17 protein-coding genes are annotated in these 18232 nt (G+C 67.5%); 12 read left to right on the plus strand and 5 right to left on the minus strand.

The window, feature by feature from the left end:
• The first annotated feature begins 11 nt into the window (after window positions 1–11).
• The 9 genes from HWX22_RS25320 (at window position 12) to HWX22_RS25360 (ending at window position 9715) form a co-directional block, all read left to right on the plus strand.
• On the plus strand, window positions 12–428 hold the full coding sequence (locus HWX22_RS25320; RefSeq protein WP_175916620.1) for a DUF4345 domain-containing protein: 417 nt from the start codon (window positions 12–14) through the stop codon (window positions 426–428).
• Window positions 421–1572, plus strand: a complete 1152-nt coding sequence (locus HWX22_RS25325; RefSeq protein WP_244135285.1) for a triacylglycerol lipase — start codon at window positions 421–423, stop codon at window positions 1570–1572. Before HWX22_RS25320 ends, HWX22_RS25325 begins: the two co-directional genes overlap by 8 nt.
• Window positions 1573–1575: 3 nt before the next feature.
• The gene (locus tag HWX22_RS25330) at window positions 1576–2589 is read left to right on the plus strand and encodes a lipase secretion chaperone (RefSeq protein WP_175911739.1); all 1014 of its coding nucleotides are present in this window, start codon (window positions 1576–1578) and stop codon (window positions 2587–2589) included.
• A 423-nt stretch (window positions 2590–3012) separates the two neighbouring features.
• The gene (locus HWX22_RS25335; protein WP_059815545.1) at window positions 3013–3789 is read left to right on the plus strand and encodes a Crp/Fnr family transcriptional regulator; all 777 of its coding nucleotides are present in this window, start codon (window positions 3013–3015) and stop codon (window positions 3787–3789) included.
• Between the two features lie 140 nt (window positions 3790–3929).
• Window positions 3930–6329: a bifunctional diguanylate cyclase/phosphodiesterase gene (locus tag HWX22_RS25340; RefSeq protein ID WP_175916621.1), complete on the plus strand. Its 2400-nt coding sequence runs from the start codon at window positions 3930–3932 to the stop codon at window positions 6327–6329.
• Between the two features lie 19 nt (window positions 6330–6348).
• Window positions 6349–7086 (plus strand): iron-containing redox enzyme family protein, encoded by a 738-nt coding sequence (locus tag HWX22_RS25345; RefSeq protein WP_175911735.1) that lies wholly within the window; start codon window positions 6349–6351, stop codon window positions 7084–7086.
• 117 nt (window positions 7087–7203) lie between these two features.
• The gene (locus HWX22_RS25350) at window positions 7204–7935 is read left to right on the plus strand and encodes a response regulator transcription factor (RefSeq protein WP_175911733.1); all 732 of its coding nucleotides are present in this window, start codon (window positions 7204–7206) and stop codon (window positions 7933–7935) included.
• A 270-nt stretch (window positions 7936–8205) separates the two neighbouring features.
• Window positions 8206–9186, plus strand: a complete 981-nt coding sequence (locus HWX22_RS25355) for an NADPH:quinone oxidoreductase family protein (protein WP_175916622.1) — start codon at window positions 8206–8208, stop codon at window positions 9184–9186.
• Window positions 9187–9271: 85 nt separating this feature from the next.
• Window positions 9272–9715 (plus strand): nuclear transport factor 2 family protein, encoded by a 444-nt coding sequence (locus tag HWX22_RS25360; RefSeq protein WP_175916647.1) that lies wholly within the window; start codon window positions 9272–9274, stop codon window positions 9713–9715.
• Between the two features lie 25 nt (window positions 9716–9740).
• Here the strand turns inward: HWX22_RS25360 and HWX22_RS25365 are convergent, their stop codons facing one another.
• Window positions 9741–11111: an ATP-binding protein gene (locus tag HWX22_RS25365; RefSeq protein ID WP_175916623.1), complete on the minus strand. Its 1371-nt coding sequence runs from the start codon at window positions 11109–11111 to the stop codon at window positions 9741–9743.
• Window positions 11112–11837, minus strand: coding sequence for a response regulator (locus tag HWX22_RS25370; RefSeq protein WP_175911726.1), 726 nt, complete (start codon window positions 11835–11837; stop codon window positions 11112–11114).
• 246 nt (window positions 11838–12083) lie between these two features.
• On the opposite strand from HWX22_RS25370, the gene HWX22_RS25375 reads away from it, so the two are divergent.
• Together HWX22_RS25375 and HWX22_RS25380 are read left to right on the plus strand one after the other, a co-directional pair.
• Window positions 12084–12830, plus strand: coding sequence for a MipA/OmpV family protein (locus HWX22_RS25375; RefSeq protein WP_175916624.1), 747 nt, complete (start codon window positions 12084–12086; stop codon window positions 12828–12830).
• Window positions 12831–13108: 278 nt separating this feature from the next.
• The gene (locus HWX22_RS25380; RefSeq protein WP_059816357.1) at window positions 13109–13444 is read left to right on the plus strand and encodes a hypothetical protein; all 336 of its coding nucleotides are present in this window, start codon (window positions 13109–13111) and stop codon (window positions 13442–13444) included.
• Window positions 13445–13465: 21 nt separating this feature from the next.
• Here HWX22_RS25380 and HWX22_RS25385 read toward each other — a convergent pair whose 3' ends face one another.
• Window positions 13466–14701, minus strand: coding sequence for a transglycosylase SLT domain-containing protein (locus tag HWX22_RS25385; RefSeq protein ID WP_175916625.1), 1236 nt, complete (start codon window positions 14699–14701; stop codon window positions 13466–13468).
• 420 nt (window positions 14702–15121) lie between these two features.
• Complete coding sequence (locus tag HWX22_RS25390) at window positions 15122–16282, minus strand: porin (protein WP_175916626.1); 1161 nt, start codon at window positions 16280–16282, stop codon at window positions 15122–15124.
• Window positions 16283–16700: 418 nt separating this feature from the next.
• Between HWX22_RS25390 and HWX22_RS25395 the strand changes: the two genes are divergently transcribed.
• Window positions 16701–17294, plus strand: coding sequence for a flavin reductase family protein (locus HWX22_RS25395; protein ID WP_059691203.1), 594 nt, complete (start codon window positions 16701–16703; stop codon window positions 17292–17294).
• Window positions 17295–17334: 40 nt separating this feature from the next.
• On the opposite strand, the gene HWX22_RS25400 is transcribed toward HWX22_RS25395, so the two are convergent.
• Window positions 17335–18231, minus strand: coding sequence for a LysR family transcriptional regulator (locus HWX22_RS25400; RefSeq protein WP_175911719.1), 897 nt, complete (start codon window positions 18229–18231; stop codon window positions 17335–17337).
• Window position 18232: the final 1 nt, after the last annotated feature.

Consider the following 18232-nt stretch of genomic DNA (forward strand, 5'->3'; position numbering starts at 1 on the left):
GGAGAATTCGAATGAGCAAACGCGCGCTCCAGGCGGCGACCGCCGTGCTTGCGCTGGTTCCGACGATCACCGGCGTGCTCGGGATGATGGGCATTCGCGATCCGCTGTACGCGTCGCTCGGCATCGCGCTGCCGGCCGACGCGACGCTGGACGGCAACCTGCGTTTCTATGCGGGCGTGTGGTTCGGGCTCGGGCTCGCGGCGTTTTCGGTGATCCCGCGGATCGAGCGGCAGGGACGGCTGTTCGCGACGCTGTGGATGATGATTTTTCTCGGCGGCGTCGGGCGGCTGATGTCGCTCGTGGCGCTCGGGTTGCCGTGGCCGCCGTTCGTCGGCTTCACGGCGCTCGAAGTCGTCGGCGCGCCGCTGTTCATCGCGTGGCAGCGGCGCGTGGCCGCGCATGCCGTATGGGAGAGTGAGAATGCATGACATCGACATCAACCGGCGTATCGCGCCGCGTCGTCGCGCCGATATCGCCGTGCAGGGCGTCGCGACGGTCCTGCGCGCCGTGGCGGCGCGATGCGTGTCGCGCGTGCGCGCGGGGTTCATCGCTCGAATCGTGCTGCTCGCGTGCGTCGTGCTGGGTCCGGCGCAGGCCGGTGCGCAGACGGCGGTCGACGACTACGCGGCGACCCGTTATCCGATCATCCTCGTGCACGGGCTGACCGGAACGGACGATTATTTCGGCATCCTGCCGTACTGGTACGGCATCCAGGCTGACCTTCAGCGGCATGGTGCGACCGTCTACGTCGCCGACCTCTCCGGCTTCCAGAGCGACCTCGGCCCGAACGGGCGCGGCGAGCAGTTGCTGGCCTACGTGAAGCAAGTGCTCGCGGTGACGGGTGCGGCCAAGGTGAACCTGATCGGCCACAGCCAGGGCGGGTTGACGTCGCGCTACGTGGCGTCGGTCGCACCGGCGCTCGTCGCGTCGGTCACGACGATCGCGACGCCGCATCGCGGCTCGCAATTCGCCGACTTCGTGCTGGGCGCGCTGAAGCTGGACCCGACCGGCCTGTCGACGCCGGTGTTCGGCGCGTTGCTGAACCTGTTCGGGATCCTCACCAGCAACACACACAACACCAATCAGGACGCCATCGCCGCGCTCAACGCACTGAGCACGACCTATGCCGCGCGGTTCAACCAGCTGTTTCCGAGCCCGGGGCTTGGCGCCGGTGCATGCGGTACCGGCGCACCGGTCGAGACGATCGGCGGCAACGTGCATCTGCTGTACTCGTGGAGCGGGGCTGCGTATCAGCCGGTGTCGCTGCTCGGCATCGTGACCGGCGCGGTCGACACCAGCGTGATTCCGGTCATCGATCCGGCGAACGTGCTGGATCCGTCGACGCTCGTGTTCCTGACGGCCGGCAACATCATGGCGCTGGCCGGCGCGGGCCCGAACGACGGTTTCACGTCGACCTGCAGTTCGCTGTTCGGCACGGTGATCTCGACGCGCTATCGCTGGAATCACTTCGACGCGATCAATCAGTTGCTCGGCATTCGCGGCGCGTATGCGGAAGACCCGGTCGCCACGCTGCGCGTGCAGGCGAACCGGCTGAAGCTGCGGGGCGTCTGAGCGATGAAAGTCCGGACCGCGCTGTCCCGCGCCGTGTTGTACGGCGCGACCGGGGCGATCGCCGTCGCCGCCGCGTGGCACGTGTTTGGTCGTCAGGCTGCGTCGCCGGCTGTCGCGGCTGCGCCGCCGCCCAGCCGTGCCGCGCCGCGCGGTGCGGCGGCGCAGCCGATGCTTGTCGCATCCGATGTCGCGTTGCCGGCATCGCTTGCAGGCACGCGTGCACCGAGTCTGCCGGTCGCGCCGGACGGGCACCTCGCGAAAGTGCGCGCGGTGCGGGAATTCTTCGATTACTTTTTGCTTGCGCAGCATGACCTGACGCCCATGGCGCTCGATGCGCTGGTCGCGCGCGAGATCGACGCGCAACCGATCGGCGCGGCGGCCCGCCGCGACGCGCTCGACGTGTGGCCGCGCTATCGCGCGTGCCTCGCCGCGTTCGATACGCAGCCGGGCGCGATGCAGGCCGGCGCCGGTCTCGATCCGGACGCGATCGCGGGCGAGCTCGAGCGGCGCGCGGCACTCGCGCGCCGCTGGCTCGGCGACTGGAGCACGCCGTTCTTCGACGCGGATGTCCGGCGGCAGGGCGACGACCTCGACCGGATCAGGATCGCGCGCGATCCGACGCTCGGCGATGCGCAAAAGCGCGCGCGCCTTGCCGCGCTCGACCAGGCGCTGCCGCCCGGCGAGCGCGACGCACGCGAGCGCGCGTCGCGACAACGCGACGCGATTGCAACGGTTGCGAGGCTCGACGGCCAGCGCGCAACGCCCGATGCGCTGCGCGCGCAGCTCGGTGCCGATGTTGCCGCGCGCGTCGTGCGGATGCAGCAGGACGACGACGCGTGGCAAGCACGCTATCGCGACTATGCGGCCGAACGCGACCGGCTCGACGCGCAGCAGCTTGCGCCCGACGTGCACGATGCGCAGATCGCCCAATTGCGGCGGCGCAATTTCTCGGATCCGCCGGATGCATCGCGGGCCGCATCGCTCGACGCGGGCAGGGCCGCGGCATCGGCGCGCTAGCACCGGTTTCCGAGTGCGCGCCGCCACGGCTCCCAAACATGTCGCGCGAAAAGTGTGCGATAGCCCACGTTTCCCGCATTCTTTTCGATTCGAGAATGATTTTAATTTTCCGAGTAAATCGCATTACCCCGTATTGGCATTCCCCCGTCATTTCCAATGATCCATCGAGCAATCCGCCTTATACGGAACAAGTTTAAATCGTGGATTTTTGATTGATGGTGCAAGTATCTTCGGATGGCGAACCGAACTGTCAAATTACTTCATGTAACGAGCGCGGAGTGTCGCGAACGGTTGGGCTGCGTGATACCTTTTTGCTCAATGTCACCGCGATGATAAGGCGGAAAAAACCGTTAAACCGGTGCGGTGAAAACAGCAGAAAGGTTCGGTGGCCGAGGGGCAGGGATACAACGTACGAGGTGCGCCGTGAGAGATCAGGCCAACAACGTCATCGAGTTGCCGCATGCACTTGGTGCCAATCATTTCCTGTCTGCGCTCGACGGAATCAGCCGTTCGGAATTGGCGCCTCATTTGATGCTTTCGAATCTCAAGACCGGCCAGGTGCTGTGCGATGCCGGCGACGATCTGGAGGCCGTCTATTTTCCGGTGACCGCGGGAATTTCCCTGCAATACACGGCGGGCGGCAAGACGACGCTCGGCGTGACGGAAATCGGCCGCGAAGGCCTCGTGTGCGACGACGTCATCGGCAGCGCGATGCAGCGCCGCGTCGTCGTCTATCGCGGCGGGTTCGCGTATCGGCTGTATGCGCACCGTTTCGCCGACGCGTGCGACGCATCGGCGGCGATCCGCCGGCAGGTCTTCGTGCGGATGCAGCTGGTGCTGTCCCAGGCGTCGCAGGTCATGTTCTGCAGCCGCCATCACGTGATGCGTCATCAATTGAGCCGCTGGCTGCTGATCGCCTACGAGCGCTCGCGCAGCATCGAGATTCCGGTCACCCACGGCATGCTGGGCCAGATGCTGGGCGTGCGTCGCGAGACCGTCACCGATACCACGCGGCAGCTCCACGAACTCGGCCTGATCCATCAGCATCGCGGTGCCGTCGTGCTGACGGATCTCGACGGTCTCGAACGGCAGGGCTGCGACTGCCATCGGGTCATCCGCGACGAAACGCGCCGCATCCTCGCGATCGATGCGGGTACGAATGCGGGTGCCGGGTTGTCGCGACGTATCCGGACGACCTAGTCGCCGGCGCGTCGTGCCGGCGCGCCTGCATGAGCGCCAGCGCGTCGCGAGCATGGAAGGGGGAGAGGCCTGAACGCAGGACGCGCATCGACGCGGCAGGCCGGTGCATCGAGAAGAATCAGAAAAGCAGTCATTCAGGTATGGAAAACATTTCGAAGCTCCAGAGTCAGCGCAGCTCGTTTCACGTGTGGCCATGGAGTCCGGCGCTCGGCATTCTGCCGATCGTCGTCGTGATCGGCGCGCTGGCCGGGTTCGTCGCCGTCAGCCTGATCGTGATCATGTCGTTGCGCGTGTACGTCGGTGGCGAAAGCAGCTGGTCGAAGGCGCAGAAGGACGAAATCATCCTGCTGAGCCGCTACGGGCAGACCGGCGACGAAAAATTGTTCGACGATTACCGGGCGGTCGACCGGACCCTCGCGTTCCTGGGCGTCGCGCGCCGCGCGATGACGAGCGTGCCGCCGGACCACGGCGTGGCGCGCCGGGCGCTGATCGAGGCGGGCATCAATCCCGTCGATGCGGCGGCGGTGGTGTGGTTCTATCCGATCCTGAGCAGCTTCGCGCGCCTGAACGCCGCGTTGCAATACTGGGAGGACGCGGACCGGCAACTGGTCGACCTGCGGGCGATCGCCAACGCACTGCGCGAGTCCGTGCACGCGGACGACGTCCGGCGCACGAGCCGCCTGAACCGCGCGATCTGGGATCTCAATTCGCGCATCGAACCGCTGCCGAAGCGCTTCTCCGCCGAGCTGAGCGCCGAATTCCGCTCGGCCGTCATTCAATTGTTCCTGCCGTACGTCGTGGCGTCGCTGCTGATCATCCTGCTGTCGGTGCGATGGGCGAGCCGCGCGCAACGCCAGCAGGTGTCGATGCAGACCGAACTCGACCGGAGCCAGGCGTTCGCCGAAGCCGCGCTGCGCTCGGTCGCCGATGCGATCGTCACGATCGGCCTCACGCGCAGCATCGAGACCGTCAATCCGGCGGCCGAACAGCTGCTCGGCGCGTCGTCGCGGCTGTGCGTCGGCAAACCGATCAACGACGTGCTGGACCTGATCGACACGTCGACCGGCATGTCGATCAAGCTGCTCGCGTCGCTCAGCAACAGCGGCGACCACACCTTCACCCGCGATCTCGACCTGATCCGCGTGTGCGGCTCGGCGGTGTCCGTGCGCGCGTCGCTGTCGAAGATGGACAACGCCGCCGGCCGCTGCGTGGGCTACGTGCTGATCCTGCGCGACATGACGCGCGAATACCAGTTGATCGAGAAGCTGACGTGGCAGGCGTCGCACGACGCGCTGACCGGCCTCATCAACCGCACGGCGTTCGAGCGGCGCCTGGGCGACGCGCTGGCGCAGCGCGGTGGCGGAATGTTGCTGGTGCTCGACCTCGACGGCTTCAAGGAAGTCAACGACGTGTGCGGGCACGCGGCCGGCGATGCGCTGCTGCGCGACGCGACGGCGGTGTTCGCGCGCTGTCTCGACGACGACGACGTGTTCGGCCGGCTGGGCGGCGACGAATTCGGCATCCTGCTGCCGGCCGCCCGCAATGGCGCGCCGGACGGCGGCAAGGCGGAGCGTATCCGGGCATGTCTCGAGGACTTCACGTTCCAGTGGGAAGGCGAGCCGTTCAAGATCAGCGTGAGCATCGGCGTGCTCGATCTCGCCTGCCGGCCCGAGAGCGTCGAGAAGGCGATGCAGATGGCCGACATCGCGTGCTACGTCGCGAAGGATCGCGGCCGCAACCGCGTGCACGTCGCGGATGCGCGCGACATGAACTCGGGCCGTCAGGCGTATCACATGCAGTGGAGCCGGCGCGTGAAGACGGCGCTCGAAACGAATTCGTTCCAGTTGTATGCGCAACGTATCGTGCCGATCCAGCCGGCGCTCGGCGCGCAGGAGCGCGCGGAGATCCTGCTGCGCATCCCGGACGCCGACGGCAAGCTGATCTCGCCGGTCTTCCTGCCGGCCGCCGAGCGCTACGGCCACATGACGATGATCGATCGCTGGGTCGTGCGCACCGTGATCCGGCGCCTCGCGCGGCTCGAACAGCGCCAGTACGTCGAATACAACGTGAACCTGTCGGCGATGTCGATCACCGACGAGCGCTTCGTGGAGTTCGTGATCGCCGAGTTGTCGGCGTCGGGGCTCGACCCATCGCTGCTGTGTTTCGAAATCACGGAGACGAGCGCGGTCCGCAACCTGGAGGTCGCGTCGCGTTTCATGTGCGAGCTGCGCGACCTCGGCTGCCGCTTCGCGCTCGACGACTTCGGCGCCGGCATGTCGTCGTTTTCGTATCTGCGCCAGTTGCCGGTCGATTACCTGAAGATTGACGGCGGCCTCGTGTCGACCATGACGTCCGACAGCATCAAGCGCGGCATCGCGTCCGCGATCAACGACATCGCGCACGTGATGCAGTACCGCACCGTCGCCGAGCACGTCGAGGACACGGCGACGGCCGAGATGCTTCGCGCGCTGGGCGTCGACTATTGCCAGGGCTATTACTTCAGCCGCCCCGCGCCCTGGCAGGAAGGGGGATTCCATTGAACAAGCGAGGAACGAACGCATGAGTGCTCCATTTGAACTGACCGGCGACTTGATGGACCTGGCGAGCTATCCGGCCTGGCTGCGTGACGTGGTCGGCGCGACCGACGAGCTGAAGGCGCGCGTCCGCGCGCATCCGGTGTTTGCGGCGATGAGCGGCGGGACGCTGCGCGCGTCGCAACTGCGCGCATTCTTCGTGACCGGCTGGGCCGTGGTCAGCCAGTTTCCGGAATACATGGCGATGAACCTGCTGAAGACCGCCGCCTTTCGGTCGCGCGGCGACGAGAAGGCGCGGCGCTATCTGATCCGCAATATCCGCGTCGAGCAGAATCACGTCGATCACTGGGCCAACTGGGCCGCGGAATCGGGGGTCACGATCGACATGCTGCTGCACGGCGACGCGCCGCTCGCCGGATTCGCGCTGAGCCACTGGTGCTGGAGGAGCGGCAGCACCGACGCGCTCGCGCCGAGCATCGCCGCGACCAACTATGCGATCGAAGGCGTGACCGGCGAGTGGAGTGCGTTGCTGTGCGCATCGCCGTACGAACAGCAGTTCGATCCGGCCGTGCGGCATCGCGCGATGCGCTGGCTCAAGCTGCATGCCGATTACGACGACCGGCATCCGTGGGAAGCGCTGGACATCGTCGCGACGCTGCTCGGGCAGTCGCCCCCGGCTCGCGACGTGCGGGACGTCGAGACGTCGATCCGCAAGAGCCTGAGCTATTTCCTGACGAGTCTCGATTGCTGCATGCATGTGTAGTCGCCGGCGCCGTACGCTCGCGGGTTCGAACAGGCCGTGCCGGGCCGTTCCGGTCGGACGGCAGGTCGACGTGACGTCGCGATGCGCCGGGCGGGCCGTCGTGCCGGACGATTGTCCATGACCACCCAAGTTCTCGTCGTAGATCCCGATCCGCGGATGCGCGACATGATTCGCGCGCTCCTGCGCGGCTGCCAGATCGAGACGTCGGCGCTCGACGACGTGTCGCTGCTGCCGGGGCACGTGACGGCGGCACCGCCCACCTTGATCGTGTTGCGGGTCGAACGGCCGGCCACGACGTCCCACATGGCGCTCGGTGCGCTGCGGCGCGACGGTCACGACATGCCGGTGATCGTGATCAGCCGCAATGCGCAAGTGGTCGACAAGGTCGTCGCGCTCGAGCTCGGCGCGGACGACTATGTCGTCGAGCCGTTCGAGCCGATGGAACTGATCGCACGCGTGCGCAGCGCGATCCGTCGGTACGCGTCGCACCGCCCGGAGCCGGGGCGCGGGCGCGGGAAACCCGAATCCTATGCATTCGGCGACATCGAGGTGAATTTCGTCACGCGGCGCGCGACGCGCGCGGGAGCCGACCTCGGGTTGCGTGCGAGTGAATTCGCGCTGCTCGAACTGTTCATCTCGCAGCCGATGCGCGTCCTGTCGCGCGCGGAGATTCTCGCGCTGCTGGGACTGAGCGTGGCCGGGCGCTCCGAGCGCGGGCTCGACGTGCTGATCTTCCGGCTGCGCAACCTGGTCGAGCAGGCGGTCGGCGATTATCGCTATATCCGCACCGTGCGCGGGAAGGGTTACGTTTTCGTGCCGCTCGGCACGCTGGCCGACGACGCGGGTTAGCCGCCGCATGCGTGAGCCGGGCGCGTCGCGTGCCGGTATCGACCACTCTTCACCTTCGCCTGCCGCCATCGCCCCGGTTCGCCGTCGGGGCGACTTGCCATTGTCGCTTCCGAACGACCGTGCTAAATTTCCCGCCAGCATTTGCTGCCGACCTGTTCGCGCCGCACGGATGATGGTGTCGCGGTGCGGGCCGCCTGGCCTGCGCCGCTCGCGGGCGCGTCCCGCTGCCGTATCGATGCGCGGCGATGTCGCGTAAGGAGGATGGAGAGCATGAAAGCCCTGTTGTGTACCGCATTCGGCCCGATCGACCGCTTGCGTATCGAGGACGTCGCGATTCCCGAACCGGCAGCCGGTCAGGTGCGGATCCGCGTGAAGGCGGCGTCGCTCAATTTCCCCGATGCGCTGATCGTCCAGGGCCTGTATCAGGTGAAGCCGGCATTGCCGTTCTCGCCCGGCGCCGAATTCGCCGGCGTGATCGACGCGGTCGGCGACGGCGTGAGCGCCTGGCGGCCGGGCGACGAGGTGGTCGCGTTCACCGGCCACGGCGGCTTCGCCGAGCAGTGCGTGGCCGACGTGCACCAGATCGCCGCGCTGCCGCCGGGGATGACGTTCGAGCAGGGCGCGGCGCTCGTGCTGGCCTACGGCACGTCGCTGCATGCGCTGCAGCAGCGCGCGCGCCTGCAGCAGGGCGAGACGCTGCTGGTGCTGGGCGCGGCCGGCGGTGTCGGGCTCGCCGCGATCGAGATCGCGAAGGCGCTGGGCGCGCGCGTGATCGCGGCCGCGTCGAGCGCGGACAAACTGGCGCTGTGCCGCGAAGCCGGCGCCGACGATACGATCGACTATGCGACCGAGGACCTGCGGCGCCGCGTCGACGAACTGACCGGCGGACGCGGCGCGGACGTCGTCTACGATCCGGTCGGCGGCGCGTACAGTGAAGCCGCGCTGCGCGCGACCGCGTGGCGCGGCCGGTTCCTCGTGGTCGGTTTCGCCGCCGGCGAAATTCCGAAGATCGCGCTGAACCTTGCACTGCTCAAGGAACGCGACATCCTGGGCGTGTTCTGGGGCGACGCGGTGCGGCGCGACCCCGCGCAGCATGTGGCGAACATGCGGCAGCTCGCGCAATGGTTCGCGGCCGGCAAGGTGCGGCCCGCGATCACCGAGCGCGTGCCGCTCGCGGGTGCGGCCGACGCAATTGCGCGCATGGCGAACCGGCAGGTCAAGGGCAAGGTCGTGATCCTGCCGGAAGCGTGATTACGCCGGTGCCGATTCACGCGGCGGCGGCCCGACCGGGCGCCGCCTTCGATCAAGGTTCTTTCGTGTGACGTTACCGGAGTCGCTGACCATGCAACCCCTGTCGAATCTGCAACCCGCCGTCGCGTCCTCGCTTGCTGCGTGGCATGCGATGCTCGCGCGCAAGGATTTCAGCGAGCTCGACACGATCGTCCATCCGGACGCCGTGTTCCGTTCGCCGATGGCGTTCAAGCCGTACGGGCCGGCGCCCGCGTTGTTGCTCGCGCTGCGCACGGTGCTCACGATTCTCGAGAACTTCGAATATCACCGCGCGTTCGCCGACGACGACGGCACGAGCGTCGTGCTGGAATTCAGTGCGACGGTCGGCGACAAGCGGCTGAAGGGGATCGACATGATCCGCTTCGACGCCGACGGAAGGATCGTCGAATTCGAAGTGATGATCCGTCCGTTCAATGCGCTGCAGGCGCTCGGCGCGGAAATGGGCGCGCGGCTCGGGCAGCAACTGCCCGCGTTCAGGACCGGCGGGTGACGGGGCGGCGACGCCCCGTCTGCATTCATTGACGCAGTGAAATCGACGATGCGTGGTGGGCCTGGCCGCGCGCCGTGCTCTCCGGTGCGTCGCCGAGGAAGTCCGGCAACGCCCGCGGCGGCAGCGAAATCACGAAGCGTGCGCCGCCGAGCGGCGAATCCTCGAGCCGCACGTCGCCGCCGTGCACGAGCGCGACGCGTCGCACGATCGCAAGCCCGAGCCCGAACCCGCCGGTCTGTCGGTCGCGGCTCGAGTCGAGCCGCTGGAACGGTTCGAACACGCGCGCGCGTTCGGCGACCGGAATGCCAGGGCCGTCGTCGTCGACGCTCAGCACCAGCGCGCCGGACGCGTCATGCGTCGCGGACAGCAGGACCGTGCGCGACGCGTAACGTGCGCCGTTGCGGATCAGGTTCAGCAGCGCGCGTGCGACGAGCTTCGGATCGCACACGTGCGTGGCAGGGGCGTCGGTCGTCGACACGCCGAGCGTGAGGCCGCGGTCGGCGACGTCGTTCGCGACGTTGCCGGCCACGCTGTCGATCAGCGCATCGACGACGACGTCCATCGGCGCGAGCTCGCTTGCGCCTTGTTCGAGCCGCCCGATCGTCAGCAGTTCGGTCACGAGATCGTCGAGTTCGCGCACGTCGCGTCGCAGTTCGTCGCGGCGTTCGCGCATCCGGCCGCTGTCGTCGGAGTCGGCGAGTAGTGCGAGGCCGAATTCGAGGCGGGCGAGCGGCGTCTTCAGCTCGTGAGAGATGCCGTGCATCATTTCGCGCTGCTGCTTGATCGACGCCTCGATCCGCTCGGCCATGTCGTTGAACTGTTGCGACAGCTCGTAGATGTTCGATCGCCCGGACAGCTTCACGCGCGTCGACAGGTTGCCCGCGCCGAACGAATGCGCGGCGGCCTGCAGCTTGCGCAGGTCACGCCAGTGATACGAGATCCACAGCACCACGGCGAACAGCGCAGCGAGCGCGAGCAGCAGGTACGCGTAGATCTTGATGTCGAGGTCCGGCGCCTCGGTCGGACGTGCATGCAGCACGGCGCCGTCCGCGAGCGGCATGTAGTAATCCTTGGCGTCGTAGCTGATCGCGATGCGGCCAGCGTCGAGGTCGCGCAGCGGTGCGCCGCTCAATTGCGCGCGGGCATCGGCCATCGTCATGAAGCCGAATCCTTCGTTGCCGTGCTTCGCGAGTTCGCGTAGCGCGAGCATGCGCTGCGCGCCCGGATGACGCTCCAGATAATCGTTCAGCACGAACGCGTAGGTCGTCAGCGAATCGCGCTGCGCCTGCGCGACGCGATCGTAGAAGATCCGGTCGAACGAGAACTGGATGAACGCGATCGATCCGGCGACGAACAGGATCACGATGAGGTACAGCCTGATCAACGGGCGCAGCATTTATTCGTCCCACGCGGAAGGGCTGAACAGGTAGCCGCGGCCCCAGATCGTCTTGATCTTGTGCGGCTCCGACGACGCATCCTCGAAGCGGCGGCGCAGCTTCGAGATGCCGGAATCGACCGAGCGGTCGAGCCCGTCGAACTCGATCCCGCGCAACTGCTTCAGGATGTCGTCGCGGCTCAGCACGGTGCCGGCCGCACGCGCGAGGATCAGCAGCAGGTTGAACTCGGCCGTCTTCAGGTCGACAGGTTCGCCGCGCCATGTGACGGTTCGGTTCGGCGGCGAGATCGTCAGTTCTCCGAATATCAGCGCTTCGGGCGCGGCAGCGGGCGTGTCCGAAGCGGCCGGTTGCGCGCGGCGCAGCAGCGCGCGGGCGCGCGCCACCAGTACGCGCGGCTCGATCGGCTTCGTCACGTAGTCGTCGGCGCCGGTTTCGAGGCCCGCGACCTGGTCGTAGACGTCCGCGCGCGCGGTGAGAATCAGCACCGGGACGTTGGTGAATGCGCGAATGCGCCGGCACACTTCCATCCCGTCGAGGTTCGGCAGCATCAGGTCGAGGATCACGAGCGCGGGCTGGTGCTCGCGCACCGCCGCGACCGCGAGATCGCCGCGTCGCACGACCGTCACCGCGAATTCGTAGTTGTCGAGGTATTCGCGCACGAGCTGCGCGAGGCGATCGTCGTCCTCGATCAGCAGTACACGGTATTTGAGCGGATTGTCGTACATGGTCTCCTCGATGTGCACGCGTCGCCCCGCATCACGGCAGGCGGGCGCGCGGCGCGGCACGCGAATTCTATCCGGCGTTCCGGCGGCCCGGACAGCAGGACGACAATCGCGAACAATCGAACACAATTGAGCACAGATTCCCCGCAGATTCCGGACAGTCCCGGCGCACGGCGGCACCTAGACTTCGGGCTCCGTCACTCTTATTTCAACATTGTGCGCCCAACCCTTCGCCGCTCCCGTTATTGCGTGCCGCTTGCCGGCTTGACCCTTGCTGCCGCCGCCCACGCGGAAAACCAGTACTCACTTTCGCTCGGCGGCGGGTTCATGCCGCGCTACCAGGGGAGCAACCAGTATCGCGGCGTCGTTGCGCCGGGTTTCTCCGCGAAGTTCGGCAACGGCTTCTTCATCGACAGCACCGCGGGCGCCGGCTATCGGCTGGACCTGCCGCACGGCGCGTTCGTGTCGGCGGCGGTGAGCTATGACGTGGGCCGCACGGACGAGAACCGCTTCGACCTGCCCGGTTCGGATTACCTGAAGGGGATGGGCCGAATTCCGGGCTCGGTGCTCGTCGGCGTGCGGGCAGGGCTGACGCTGTTCGATGCAGCGGAGCTGAGCGTGACGGTCGACGCCCCGGTGACGCATACGTCGCGCGGCGTGTCGGGGCACGTTGATCTCGCGGTGCCGGTGTTCAAGACCGCGCGGCACGAGATCGTCGCGACGGGCAGCGTGCACGCCGGCACGGGACGCTACATGCAGACGTTCTACGGCGTGACCGACGCGCAGTCGCTGGCGAGCGGGTTCAGGCCGTATTCGACGAGCGGCGGGGTCGACAGCGCGACGCTGTCGCTCGCGTGGAACTGGGACGTGTCGCGGCACTGGTCGGTGCGTGCGACCGGCGGCTTCACGCGCCTGCTCGGGCGTTATGGCGACAGCCCGATCGTGCAGACGCGCAGCAATTACTACGGGATGGCCGGCGCGACGTACAAGTTCTGAACGGGACGCCGGCCCGCATCGCGCATGCGGGATGCCGGCGCCGCGGTCACGGTTGCTGCGGATCGCGTGCGGTAACATGCACGCGGGTCCGGCGCGACGCCGGGCCCGCGACACAGGTAAGGCGAAGTGGCTTGACCGCGTCGCGCAGTGCCGCCGTTCGCCGGCCCGCATCCGCCGGGATGCGGCTCGTGCCGCGCGCGGAGTCGATGACGCACGCAATGCCCGGCGGCTCACGTCATGCGTCGCATGAACGGCCGGGGCACTTCAGGGAGGAACCGATGAAGAAAACGATCGCGATGCTCGTGGCACTCGTTGCGAGCGCAACCTTTGCAGGATGTGCGGACATGAACACGAAACACCCCAACGCCACCGCCGGCGGCGCGGTGATGAACCCGGCTCCGTCGGGCGCCGTGAACGCATGCAAGGCCGACGCCGCGCCGGACGATGCGCTGATCGGCAAGACCGAGACCGAGGCGGCCGCGCTGCTCGACGGCTGCCTGTGGCGCGTGCTCGAGCGCGACGGCCAGTCGTTGCCGGGCACGATGGACTATCGCCAGGAGCGCCGCGACCTCGGCATTCGCGACGGCAAGGTGATCTGGGTGCGGCGCGGGTGACGCGGCGGGCCGGCGCGTGCGTTACTTCGAGAGATACCAGAGCGCGTCGGTGCTGACGCGCGCAGCCGGCTTCGTCGCGGCCGGCGCCTGAGGTGTCGCGACGGGGGGCGGCGTGTTCGACGTCACTGCGGTGGGCCAAGTCGCGGGCGTTTGCGACGTGGTCGATGCCGTCGAGGTATTTGCCGTACTCGAGGTCGCTGCCGAACCCGACGTCGATGCCGTATCGATATACCAGAGCGCATCGGACGATGCAGTGCGCTTGGCCGACGCATCGGCGGTGTGCTTCACCGTCGGCGACGTGGCGGCCGTTGCCGCCGCGCCCGAACGCTGCGTGCCCGCTGCCGTCCCCGTGCCTGCCTGAGCGGTCGCCCCCGCCGCGCCGCGCTGCGCGCGCGCCTCGAACGGCCCGAGCTGGAAGATTAACGTTTGCGCGGGACGCGTCAGAACGGCATACGGGAACTGCAGCTCCCACGACATCAGCACGCGGCCTGACGACGTCTCGGTGAAGATCGCCGGCACGTGCTTCATGTCGCTGAATTGCACGTAGATTCGCGCGCCGTCGTCGAACACCTGGGTCGGCTTGGCCTGGTCGGCACCCGTGACCGTCCAGCCGAAGTTATACGTGCCGGCCGGGCCGGCGGGGCCGCCTTGCGGCGGCGGCGGCGGGGCGGCCGGCGCGAGCGTGCGGGCACGCGCGGCCGGCGGCGCCGACACGCTCAGGCTTGCGAACGGGTTGTACGCCTGCACCTGCTGCGGCGGCGTGAAAGAGGGTGGCAGGATGGGCATGGGAGTATCCGGCGAATCCGGCATGGTCCGGATTGCATCATAGACCTTGCGCGCATACGCGAGGCGCTTGTCGGGCGACGCGGAGTTGTACGCGCCGATCGCGTTCCAGTTGGCGCCGAGCTGGCGGATGTTCTGCGACAGGATCCACGCGCCGACGTACGCATTGGTGCACGCGTCGAACAGGCTTTCCCGCGAGATGCCTTCGCGCGCGAGCGTCGGCAGCCAGGTGCTGTTGATCTGCATCAGCCCGATGTCGACGGTGCCGTTCGTGTTGGTGTTGACGGCGTTCGGGTTCATTCCCGATTCGACCTGAGCGATGCCGCGCAGCAGGCTCACACTTACCTTCTGGAACGTGGCCGCGTCGTCGAGGCAGTCGGCCCGCGCGAATCCGTGCAGCGCGCACGACAGCGCGATCGTCGCGGCGATCTTCGGCGTGGCGTGGTTCATCGAACGGGCAGTCTGACGCGGCATGGCAGGATGGGGCGGAATCCGGCCGCCCGGTGCAAGGAAATTACGCAGACGCGAAGTGTGCCATAGCGCGCCGTCAAATGGCTCGCGTCAAACTTTCCTTTGCATTTGCCGGCGCATGTGCAGCGCATTGTCGTTGTCGCCGCATCGACGCGCGACGGGACGGAATCGGTAAAAAAGACTGCAATCGCCCGCATACCGGCAGGCGGGTGCGGTCGCAATACTGACGCGGCGCGTCAGATGCGCCGCGAAGGCGGCCGTGAACGGCACAGCGAAGCGGAATGACGCGCGGTGCATCCGGCGGTGCGCGGGCCGTGGAAACGACGACGGCGGCCGCAGCCGCCGTGTCGATGAATCCCCGATTCCCGAATCCGGTACCGATCGACCGGCCGCGCCATGCCGCGCGCGGCCGGCCGTCGTCGATCAGAAGCGGTGACGCAGGCCGAGGTTGACCATCGTCTGCGAGCTCGTGCCGGCATAGCCGTACGAACCGATCGACGCCTGCGCGGCCATCGACCCGCCGTTGCCGTCGCCCGTCCGGCCGCTCGCGTGCTGATACGCGGCGGTCAGGTACACGTCGGTGCGCTTCGACAGGTTGTAGTCCGCGCCGGCCGACACCTGGTGATAGGTCGCCGACGTATCGCCGCCCGAGCGCGTATAGCTGTAGCCGACGCCGACGAGCAGCGCATTGGTCGCCTGGTAGTTCACGAAGCCCTGGCCGGTGTTGTAGTGCTCGTTCGAGTTGAACACCGAGCTTGCGTCGCGGCGGTACTGCGCGTTGCTGTAGCCGAGGCCGAACGTGAACGGGCCGGCGACGTACTGGCCCGCGATGCGGGCGATGCCGATCGAGTGCGCGCTCGCATAGCCGGTGTTGATCGGGCCGTCGAAGGTGCCGTCCGACGAGCTGGTCCAGCCGTTGCGCAGCCCGTTCGACGCGGGGCTGTTGGTCGCGTGGAAATAGCCGCCCGCGACGCTGAACGGGCCGTTGTTGTACGACACGGCGGCCGAATACGACTGCGCGGCGCCGGTGCTGCCGGCGATGCCGCCGAACGAGTACATCGCCGAGAACTGCAGGCCCGAATACACGGCCGATGTGTACTTCACCGCGTTGTCGACGCGGAAGCTGTTGTCGTAGTTGTCGACGTCGCCCGGCGTCGCGAACACGCTGCCGAGATAGTTGTCGGCGGTGATGCCCTGCACGAGGTCGACGAGCGGATCGTACTGGCGGCCGAACGTGAGCGTGCCGTAGCGGTCGCTCGTCAGGCCGACGAACGCCTGCCGGCCGAACAGGCGGCCGCCCTGGCCCTGCCGGCCGCTGCTCGGATCGAAGCCGTTCTCGAGCTGGAACAGCGCCTTCAGCCCGCCGCCGAGATCCTCGGTGCCCTTCACGCCCCAGCGGCTGCCGGCGAGATTGCCCGCGCTGCTGTTACCGAGCATCCAGGCATTGTCCTTGCCCTGCGCATGATTCACGTACGTGATCGACGTGTCGATCACGCCGTACAGCGTGACGCTCGACTGCGCATGCGCGGCGGGCATCGCCGCCAACGACGCGAGCGAAATCAGCGAAAGGGTCGTGCGTTTCATTTCATCTCCTGGTGATTGGCTTGCTTTCTTGAACCGGATTGGCAGGAGACTACCGAGCCGCCGATGAACGGCAAAAACGAAATTCTCCGATGTGACTTAAAGCAGACAGGCGCAGGCTGCGGCAAGGTCCATTGAGAGATTCACATTATTGAGAATTGTGCATCAATCGATTTGAATTTCAAGATGGAGAGATCGGCGTATTGCCGGATTCGTGATAATTCCGCACGATTTTCAGGTGAATTTCGATGGCGACGCATTCGTCGTCGATTCATCAATTGATTATTTAATGAATTGAAGCGCGCGATGCGGGCCCGGTGTGTTATTGGGCGCTCGCGTTCGCCGTCTGCGGCGATTGGCTCAGGGTGCGAGAATGCGGCCTTCGGCCGGCACGCGTCGTGCCGCTCATCAGGGAACCCGCATGGACAGTCACATCGCTCCGGTGGAGCTGAAGAAAGCCTACCGTCTCCTCAACCACGGCCCGACCGTGCTCGTGTCGGCCCGTCACGACGGCGTTGACAACGTGATGGCCGCCGCGTGGGCCTGCGCGCTCGACTTCCTGCCGCCGAAGCTGACGGTCGTGCTCGACAAGTCGGCCAAGACGCGCGAGCTCGTCGAGCGCAGCGGCACCTTCGTCATCCAGGTGCCGACGGCTGCGCAGTTGCAGCTCACGCATGCGGTCGGCAGCCACAGTCTCGCGGAGCGGCCGGACAAGCTCCGCGAGGCGGGCGTCGCGCTGTTCGACGTCGAAGGCCACGACCTGCCGTTCGTCGCCGGCTGTTCGGGCTGGCTCGCATGCAAGCTGATTCCCGAGCCGCACAACCAGCAGACCTACGACCTGTTCATCGGCGAGGTGGTCGGCGCGTGGTCCGACACGCGCGTGTTCCGCGACGGCCACTGGTATTTCGAATCGGCCGATCCGGCGCTGCGCAGCCTGCACTACATCGCGGGCGGCAACTTCTATGCGATCGGCGAATCACTGCACGTCGATCCGGGCCAGCCGGACCCGCAATAAGCGTTCGGCCGGCGGCCGGCCGTCGTCGAGGGCGCGCGGCTCACGCGCGCTTTTTCAGTTCCGCCAGCATCGCGTCGGCGAACGCCTGCGCAACGCGCGACAGCGTGCGCCCGCGCTTCGCGACGAGCGCGATCGGCCGCACGAACGCGGGGTCGTCGATCGGCTTCGCGACGAGGTCGGGTTCGGCGCGCACCTCGCGCGCGGTCGCCGGCAGGATCGTCACGCCGAGGCCGCCGCGCACCATCGCGACGGCCGTCATCATGTAAGTCGGTTCGCACGCGATGTCGGGCGTGCAGCCGGCTGCCTCCAGCGCGGCATCGACGACGCTGCGCACGCTCGTGCCCTGCGCGGTCAGCACGAGCGGCACGGCGGCAACATCCGCGGTGCGCACGCGCCGCTTGCGCGCGAGCGGATGATCCTTCGGGCACACGGCGACGAGCCGGTCGGCGCCCGCGTACAGCACGTCCAGCGACGCGTCGAACGCATCGCCGCCGGTCAGCCCGAGATCGGCCTCCTCGTTGCGCACCAGCGCGGTGACGAGGCTCGCGACGCCGTCGCGAATGTCGAAAGCCGCGCGCGGCACGTCGCGCCGGAACGACTGGATCAGTTCCGGCAGCATGCTCGACGCAAACGTCGGCAGGCACGCGAGCCGCACCGTGCCGCTCGCGCCTTCGCCGAGCGCACGCGCATCGCGCAGCACGCGCTCCATGTCTTCGAGCGAGCGCTGCAGCAGCGGCAGCAGTTCGCGCCCGGTCTGCGTGAGCGCGACGCTGCGGCTGTTGCGGTCGAACAGCCGCGCGCCGACGATTTCCTCGAGCCGCCGGATCTGCACGGTCAGCGCCGGCTGCGACAGATGCAGCCGCGCGGCGGCGCGCGTGAAGTTGCCGGCGTGCGCGACGGTGACGAACGCGCGAATGTCGCGAAGGTTCAGATCCATA

Source organism: Burkholderia sp. BCC1638 (assembly GCF_902833195.1).
Classification (GTDB): domain Bacteria; phylum Pseudomonadota; class Gammaproteobacteria; order Burkholderiales; family Burkholderiaceae; genus Burkholderia; species Burkholderia diffusa.

Excerpts from the sequence above, each read along its gene's own strand:
- HWX22_RS25320 (WP_175916620.1), top strand. The coding sequence starts at position 12 with ATGAGCAAACGCGCGCTCCAGGCGGCGACCGCCGTGCTTGCGCTGGTT.
- HWX22_RS25325 (WP_244135285.1), top strand. The coding sequence starts at position 421 with ATGCATGACATCGACATCAACCGGCGTATCGCGCCGCGTCGTCGCGCC.
- HWX22_RS25330 (WP_175911739.1), top strand. The coding sequence starts at position 1,576 with ATGAAAGTCCGGACCGCGCTGTCCCGCGCCGTGTTGTACGGCGCGACC.
- HWX22_RS25340 (WP_175916621.1), top strand. The coding sequence starts at position 3,930 with ATGGAAAACATTTCGAAGCTCCAGAGTCAGCGCAGCTCGTTTCACGTG.
- HWX22_RS25345 (WP_175911735.1), top strand. The coding sequence starts at position 6,349 with ATGAGTGCTCCATTTGAACTGACCGGCGACTTGATGGACCTGGCGAGC.
- HWX22_RS25350 (WP_175911733.1), top strand. The coding sequence starts at position 7,204 with ATGACCACCCAAGTTCTCGTCGTAGATCCCGATCCGCGGATGCGCGAC.
- HWX22_RS25355 (WP_175916622.1), top strand. The coding sequence starts at position 8,206 with ATGAAAGCCCTGTTGTGTACCGCATTCGGCCCGATCGACCGCTTGCGT.
- HWX22_RS25365 (WP_175916623.1), bottom strand. The coding sequence starts at position 11,111 with ATGCTGCGCCCGTTGATCAGGCTGTACCTCATCGTGATCCTGTTCGTC.
- HWX22_RS25370 (WP_175911726.1), bottom strand. The coding sequence starts at position 11,837 with ATGTACGACAATCCGCTCAAATACCGTGTACTGCTGATCGAGGACGAC.
- HWX22_RS25380 (WP_059816357.1), top strand. The coding sequence starts at position 13,109 with ATGAAGAAAACGATCGCGATGCTCGTGGCACTCGTTGCGAGCGCAACC.
- HWX22_RS25385 (WP_175916625.1), bottom strand. The coding sequence starts at position 14,701 with ATGCCGCGTCAGACTGCCCGTTCGATGAACCACGCCACGCCGAAGATC.
- HWX22_RS25390 (WP_175916626.1), bottom strand. The coding sequence starts at position 16,282 with ATGAAACGCACGACCCTTTCGCTGATTTCGCTCGCGTCGTTGGCGGCG.
- HWX22_RS25395 (WP_059691203.1), top strand. The coding sequence starts at position 16,701 with ATGGACAGTCACATCGCTCCGGTGGAGCTGAAGAAAGCCTACCGTCTC.
- HWX22_RS25400 (WP_175911719.1), bottom strand. The coding sequence starts at position 18,231 with ATGGATCTGAACCTTCGCGACATTCGCGCGTTCGTCACCGTCGCGCAC.